The 7,319-nt window shown below is 36.7% G+C and carries 7 protein-coding genes; 4 read left to right on the top strand and 3 right to left on the bottom strand.

Annotated elements, in window-relative coordinates:
• The 3 genes from CXF74_RS09235 to CXF74_RS22480 all read right to left on the bottom strand — a co-directional run.
• Positions 1-1,113, bottom strand: a 1,113-nt coding sequence (locus tag CXF74_RS09235) for an ABC-three component system protein (protein WP_101082117.1), incomplete at its 3' end; no start/stop codon positions are given.
• A 254-nt stretch (positions 1,114-1,367) separates the two neighbouring features.
• The gene (locus CXF74_RS09230; RefSeq protein ID WP_157822371.1) at positions 1,368-2,174 is read right to left on the bottom strand and encodes an FRG domain-containing protein; all 807 of its coding nucleotides are present in this window, start codon (positions 2,172-2,174) and stop codon (positions 1,368-1,370) included.
• A 274-nt stretch (positions 2,175-2,448) separates the two neighbouring features.
• A complete protein-coding gene (locus CXF74_RS22480) occupies positions 2,449-2,658 on the bottom strand; it encodes a tyrosine-type recombinase/integrase (RefSeq protein WP_232772481.1) in 210 nt (69 codons plus the stop codon).
• A gap of 819 nt (positions 2,659-3,477) precedes the next feature.
• Here CXF74_RS22480 and sbcB point away from each other — a divergent pair.
• The 4 genes from sbcB to CXF74_RS09195 all read left to right on the top strand — a co-directional run bounded on the left by sbcB (position 3,478) and on the right by CXF74_RS09195 (position 7,282).
• A complete protein-coding gene (sbcB, locus tag CXF74_RS09210) occupies positions 3,478-4,905 on the top strand; it encodes an exodeoxyribonuclease I (RefSeq protein ID WP_101082113.1) in 1,428 nt (475 codons plus the stop codon).
• A gap of 57 nt (positions 4,906-4,962) precedes the next feature.
• Positions 4,963-5,538 (top strand): hypothetical protein, encoded by a 576-nt coding sequence (locus tag CXF74_RS09205; RefSeq protein WP_101082112.1) that lies wholly within the window; start codon positions 4,963-4,965, stop codon positions 5,536-5,538.
• Positions 5,539-5,659: 121 nt separating this feature from the next.
• Complete coding sequence (cysK, locus tag CXF74_RS09200; RefSeq protein ID WP_101082111.1) at positions 5,660-6,625, top strand: cysteine synthase A; 966 nt, start codon at positions 5,660-5,662, stop codon at positions 6,623-6,625.
• Positions 6,626-7,024: 399 nt separating this feature from the next.
• Complete coding sequence (locus tag CXF74_RS09195) at positions 7,025-7,282, top strand: HPr family phosphocarrier protein (RefSeq protein ID WP_101082110.1); 258 nt, start codon at positions 7,025-7,027, stop codon at positions 7,280-7,282.
• The last annotated feature ends 37 nt before the right edge of the window (positions 7,283-7,319 follow it).

The following is a 7,319-nucleotide window of genomic DNA, read 5'->3' as shown; positions in this document are numbered from 1 at the left end:
CGTAATACCATCTTTTTCAATATCAAAAGCATTTGCAACCATACACTCTTTATATGCTATTTTTGACTGAGGAGATTGTTGAATATAATAATCTAATAATTGAGAAGCAGGTAAAGTAAGTAAATATTTTAAACAATATTCAAATTCACTTGTTTCACTATCACTAAAATATTTTTCATACTCCACATCTCCACATAAATCAGGATCATTTATAAAATTGTACACACAATCTGTGAACATCTTTTTAAATTCAAACGCAAATAAAGCAGGACTAGCATCTGCAATTACATCAGATTCTAATTTTTCAATTATCTCAGGAAAGATGATTGGTATTGGGCCAGTATTTTGATTCAAATGTTCATGTCTATTAATTATATGCTCATCAACATTCCCAAGTAATGAACTAAATATTCGAGTTCTAATATCTTCCGAATTTGGTAAGCCTTTATGATTAAGATAGTTAGAAATTTCATGTAGAACTAACAAGTTAACATTTTCTAAATCGCAGAAATCATCGCCTGACCTATATTTATAAATAGAAAAATTACTTATGGGTTGGGCCTGAGCATTAGAGATAAAAACGCCTAAATCAGCGGCAATCTGTGCACCATTAAACCCCGCATAGCACAACCGAAGAATTGCTGATATTTTAGGGATTTTACCAGAAAGAAGAGAAGCATTAACCGCTTTTGCTATCTTACTATCTTCTTGTGTTTCACAATTATCCCATTCTTCTTTTAGTGCAAGGACTTCATTTAATATAAAGTTTTCAATTGTATTATCACCTGAAAAAACAATCTTTTTCCATGTATGTAAGAAGCCTTGAGTATGAAGGAGCTGTTTAGTATGTAATTCCAGAACGGTCGTTAACACTGCATTTTTATACCGAGCTAACCCGCCAGAATTATATGCTTTCACTTGATGTATGGATTCAAGAACATTATCTTTTTTAATGTCAAAGTCTTCATGATTTTCAAAGATTAATTCATGTAAATCAAAAGTTGAAGCTGCATTAGCGCTTAAATCATCATTCATAAGCCTCAAAGCGTAAAACAAACCAACTTTCCCTTGATAATTAAACCCACTCCATGTAGCAGATGCATCATGTGCCATTGCTTATAATTACCTTTAAATAAATTAGAGTAAAATAGATGAAATATATTAATATTCTCGATACATTCCATTACATAATGTAACTGTAATAAGGATAGCTACTACACCTTATTACTTTGAATAAAACGGCCTTGAAAAAACTTAAGAGGCAGAGTAAAGGGCTAAACTAAACTAATTTAAGCTAAAAACCAGAGGGTTATAATCTTGGTCAAACGAAGCCTAATCCAAAGTTTTAGTTCCGTTTAAATAACTTATTAGAGTTTTTCAATTGCAGACTTTTCTTTGGTTTTTTGAGTTTGTTCAGGGAAAAGTTGTGCGATCAACGAATGTGACATTTTGTCAGACTCATGATTACTTGATAATGTTTCAAACCACATATTACAAGTAGTTGCTGCCCCATGAAGATCAGGGTAAATAGTAGAACCAACAATATTCATTAGCTGAAGATCATTAATTGCCTCTAATCTATAATCGTTTTCTATATTCATCTTTATTAGATATTTGTCCAATTTATGGTTAATTAACCAATCTTCTAAGCTAATCCCAATTGGCGTTTTTGTAAATAAACCAGCTTGAGAAACTATACGGCTGTTATCATCTTGCATTGGCTCAATAAACTCAAAGCCGTTACTACTTATAAATTGGGGGTCTGACATTAAATCCAATTTATTAAGAGCATAAATACTTCTTTTGCCACTAGAGCAAGAATTTGATTGCTCAAATGCAAAATATGCAGCTATGTAAGGAGAGAAAGTCCAATCTAACAGTGGAGTTGATAAACCATAATGTTGGCCCAAAGACCAAAGCTCTAAATCATCAATTGGGGAAGGGTTACGGCCCCTCAAACCTCGAATCCTCATTCTAAAATTTTCTAGTTGCTTTTTTTCAATAAAATCTGAAGTCATATCACTGGAAATATTATTTGCTAAACGTGTTAATGTACTTGCTAACTCCCACTCTTGATCGCCATGGCCACGAAAAACATATTCAACTTTTCCTCCATAATTATCAGCAAAGTACTCTTTAAAATGATCCCAATCTCTTAGTTCTATTTCTTTCACGAACACTCTCTCTATAACTTAGTAAAAGTTTATGCGAGCACTTGTAACAACATGAGCTCTAAAATCTATATTAAATAGATTAATTTCGTCTTACGACGTAGAAATACCAAACCACCTGTAATATTCGCGGGATAATATACAAAACAATAGCAACTGACTATTACACACTATTACACCTAAATAGGTAGATATCGGATATATAAAAGATTGATGTGAAATAAAACGCATATGAATGAAAGGTGTTTAGATTAAAAGCTCTCACTATGTAAACCATTTAAAACAGCTCTTTTCCCATTAATTCCCAATACAATTCATAAGCAATCAACTGCTCATCAAGCCAGTCGTGCTTATTATAAATAGCCATTATTCCACCCAATTCATGACCTAACATTTTTTCGGTAACATGAGGCATTATTTGGTTTTCACTTAAGCGAGTCACTATGGTGCGCCTGAAATCGTGAGGAACAAAGTGCTCTAACTTCATGCGATCGTTTAGTCGTTGCACAAATCGATTTTGTACATGGCTGGTTAACGGTTTTTTGATTGATTGATTGACCGGGGATCAAAAACTCGCGTTCACGGCCATAAGGTAAGTCGAGCGATTTAACTAATTCGATTACTTTGGAAGATAAAGCACGTCTGATTGCTTTTTTTGTTTTGGAACGCTCTGCAGGTAATATTCAAATGCCTCGCTCTAAATCAAACTCACCTATTCGTGCCTCTCGAATCTCACTGTTTCGAGCCCCTGTTAATATAAGTAACTGGGTACAAACACGACAACTTAACCCCGCTCTGCTCATTTCTATCTCACGCCATAGCTTTGCAACTTCACGCCAATCGGGGCCCCCAATCTTTTATCTTAATCCAACATAGATTCCCGATAAAACAACTCGGGAATGACGAGATGGCACACCACAAAGTGGCTGCCAGAAGCCTAATCGGGGACATATTTTTTATCTTAACCCAACAGAGATTCCCGATAAAACAACTCGGGAATGACGAGATGGCACTCCACAAAGTGGCTGCCAGAAGCCTAATCGGGGACATACCTTTTATCTTAACCCAACATAGATTCCCGATAAAACAATTCGGGAATGACGAGATGGCACACCACAAAGTGGCTGCCATTAGTCTAATCGGGGACATATCTTTTATCTTAACCCAACATAGATTCCCGATAAAACAACTCGGGAATGACGAGATGGCACCTGCTTAATTACTGCAATCAACAATACAATTCTCGCTTTTTAAAGGAAAATTACCCACAATACGCAATACGATTGTTTTACAAGGCTTTAACTCCATGACGCAAGCACCAATTACCCTTTACTGGCACGATTACGAAACCTTCGGATTAAATCCAGGTGTTGATCGCCCCTCTCAATTTGCAGGTATCAGGACCGATCTTGAGTTAACTGCCTGTGCGCCTGCTGATGAATGGTATTGCCGTATTCCGAGTGATTACCTGCCTGATCCCGTTGCCTGCTTACTCACTGGCATCACGCCACAGCAAACATTGCAACATGGCATTGCTGAGAATGAGTTCATTGCTAATATTAACGATCAATTTAGCCAGGCTAATACCTGTGTGGTGGGTTATAACAATATTCGTTTTGATGATGAAGTCACCCGTTTTACTTTATATCGTAATTTTTTAGATGCTTATCAACGTGAATGGAAAAATGGGTGCTCTCGCTGGGATATCATCGACTTAGTACGCGCTTGTTATGCATTACGCCCAGAAGGCATTAATTGGCCGATTGACGACAATGATGTGCCCTCTTTCAGATTAGAGCTGTTAACACTAGAGAACAAATTGGCGCATGATCAAGCCCACGATGCTATGTCGGATGTGTATGCAACCATCGCGATTGCCAAACTGATTAAACAGAAACAACCTAAATTATATGATTACTGTTTTAATCTACGTAAAAAGGCCAATGTACTTAGCGCCTTAAAAATGGGCTCTTTTTTACCTATTATTCATGTCTCAGGCATGTTTCCTGCACTGCAAGGTTGTATCTCTTATGTATTGCCCATTGCAGAGCACCCAACCAACAAAAATGCAGTGATTGTTGTTGATCTGAATAAAGATCTCAGCGCTCTTGCGACCTTAAGCGCTGAAGAGATTCGCCATTATCTTTATACGTCAACGGCTGATCTTCCCGAGGGAGTAACACGCCCAGCCATTAAACTAATCCACATTAACAAATGCCCTATTGTGGCTCCCGCTAAAACATTATCGGAGCAACGTGCTGATGAGTTAGGCATAGACAGAGCGCAATGCAGACAATCTTTAGATTTCATAAAAACACAACCGACACTGGCCAAAAAACTTCAGGAAGTCTTTTTTCAGGAACGAGAGTTTGATGAAAAGCAGACAGCCGAAGAGATGTTGTACAGTGGAGGATTCTTTTCAAATAACGATAAAAAGCTTATTGATCAAGTCGCTAACACTGAGATTTCTAAACTTGTAAATAGCGATTTTGAATTTGAAGACCCGCGCTTAGAAAAACTGTTATGGCATTATCGAGCCCGTAACGGTGAACAGTTTCTGGATATTGATGACTTGGAAAAATGGCAAAGAGAATGTCAATTGTATTTGCTAGAACACCAGCAAACTTACATTGAAAAGATTGATGCATTAGCACTAGAGCATCAACATAGCCCAGAGAAAATAGAATTATTACAAAAACTTCACCTTTATTTACACTTTTTAAGCTGTAAATAAGAGCGATGTGGCATATAATATTGACCATTATTTAAATATCATCAATGGGAGGGACATATGAAATTAGTAACTACATTTAAAACATGCATTATTACTGCACTGCTTCCCTCTTCTTTTTGTTTTGCAGCAGAAGTACCGAGCAATAGTTTACAAGTTGAATATAAGAAAAAAGGACAACAGCAAATAACGGATATTAGCTTGCTTAGCTTAGATGCGGTTTATCAAATTCCTGCAAAAACTTATTCTTATCTCGACGATGTTTTTACCTCTTTCTATCATACCATCACCTTCAATACAGCTATCGCAGATAGTACTTTTGAAACGAGTTCACATTATGAATTAGTGTCAATTCCGTTGATTGCAGAAAATAGTCAAGGTTTAAAAATAGAATTATTTGGTAATTTTTCAGATCCATCAACACGTCTTTTAAGTAATTTATCAGAAGACCAAGCGCTATCAGGGCATTATTCTAATACGCAATTCCTCAATGTTTACTCTAGTGAGTTTTCACTTGGCGCGGGAATCAGTTTTAGTACTGGTGACAATAGTAAGATAAAAGTCATTATCTCTGATAGTGACATGCCAGGTTACGGTAACAGTAATGCACTGCTCGGCTTTGAAACTAGCTTTTAACCCTCGGTCTCACGTTATCACAAATTTCCATATCCTATAACCAAATTATATTTCCTCCTTTTCCTGACTTCCGCTATGCTGTTTTTATCATTAATTAATAGCAAATAAAGGGAAGTATATAATGTCTAAGATTTTTACAGATAACTCGCAAACGATTGGTCATACTCCACTTGTACGTTTAAATAACGTTACTACCGGTAACGTCTTCGCTAAAATTGAAAGTCGTAATCCAAGCTTTAGTGTTAAATGTCGTATTGGCGCAAACATGATTTGGGAAGCTGAGAAAAACGGCACGTTAACTAAAGATGTAGAATTAGTAGAAGCGACCAGTGGTAACACGGGTATTGCATTAGCATTTGTTGCTTCTGCACGTGGCTATAAAATCACACTAACCATGCCTAATACAATGAGTATTGAACGTCGTAAACTACTAAAAGCATTAGGTGCAAACTTAGTATTAACTGATGGCGCATTAGGCATGAAAGGCGCAATCAACAAAGCAGAAGAAATCGCAGCCGAAGCGCCTGGTAAATACTTAGTATTACGTCAATTCGAAAACCCAGCAAACCCAGCCATTCATGAAACAACAACAGGCCCAGAGATCTGGAATGATACAGACGGTGAAATCGATGTATTCGTTGCGGGTGTTGGTACTGGTGGTACGATTTCAGGCGTTAGCCGTTACATTAAAGAAACACAGGGCAAAGCTATCATTAGTGTTGCTGTTGAGCCGACAGACTCTCCTGTTATCTCTCAAACATTAGCAGGCGAAGACGTTAAACCAGGACCACATAAGATCCAAGGTATTGGCGCTGGATTTATCCCGAAAAACTTAGATATTTCATTAATTGATCGTGCTGAACAAGTCAGTAACGATGACGCAATTGAAATGGCGCGTCGCTTAATGGAAGAAGAAGGTATTTTAGCCGGCATTTCTTCGGGTGCAGCGGTTGTTGCAGCGGCTCGTTTAGCCGCTTTACCAGAATTTAAAGACAAAAACATTGTTGTTATTTTACCAAGTTCTGGCGAGCGTTACCTTTCAACTGCACTTTTTGCGGGTGTATTTGAAGGCGAAACTTTCGCTTGAATTGTATAAAAAAACGACGTTAAAATAACATGATATTTAGAAGACACTTGAGGTGTCTTTTTTTATTTATAAAATACCATCTAAAAGTGCTCACAAAGCACGCAGGCAGAGTGTTTTTCAGCTTTTTTTTACTGAATTTTCGCAAAAATCAGTTGACCCGCTCGCTCTATTTAAGGATTATCTAACTACAATATGGATGTTGTAATATATGACTATGGAATTAAATGAATATTTAATGACATAAAAGTGTGACTTGTAGCAGAAAACTTGACCTAGATTAAATTCATCATTGTCTTTATTGGTTACTTTACTACAACAGTTTTATTCCTTGTTATCACTTCGACTAGATGAAGAAGTTGTAATGACGATATTTTTTTTCATAAAAATTAAGGTGTTTCCATGTATCAAAAAACAGTAACAATCACAGCTCCAAACGGTCTTCATACTCGTCCAGCTGCTCAGTTTGTAAAAGAAGCTAAATCATTTGCATCTGATATCTCTGTAGAAGTTGGTGGTAAATCTGCAAGTGCAAAAAGCTTATTCAAGCTTCAAACTTTAGGTTTAACACAAGGTACATCGGTAAATATTAAAGCTGAAGGTGCTGACGAACAAAAAGCAGTTGATACTTTAGTTGCTCTAATGGCAACACTTGTATAATTAACACTTTTTTTAGTTCGAAATTTAAGGATAGTTT

The sequence above is a fragment of the Psychromonas sp. Urea-02u-13 genome (assembly GCF_002835995.1).
In the GTDB taxonomy this organism is placed as follows: Bacteria; Pseudomonadota; Gammaproteobacteria; order Enterobacterales; family Psychromonadaceae; genus Psychromonas.
Note: the sequence above shows the minus strand (reverse complement) of the source record. Positions and strands in the feature narration are given on the sequence as shown.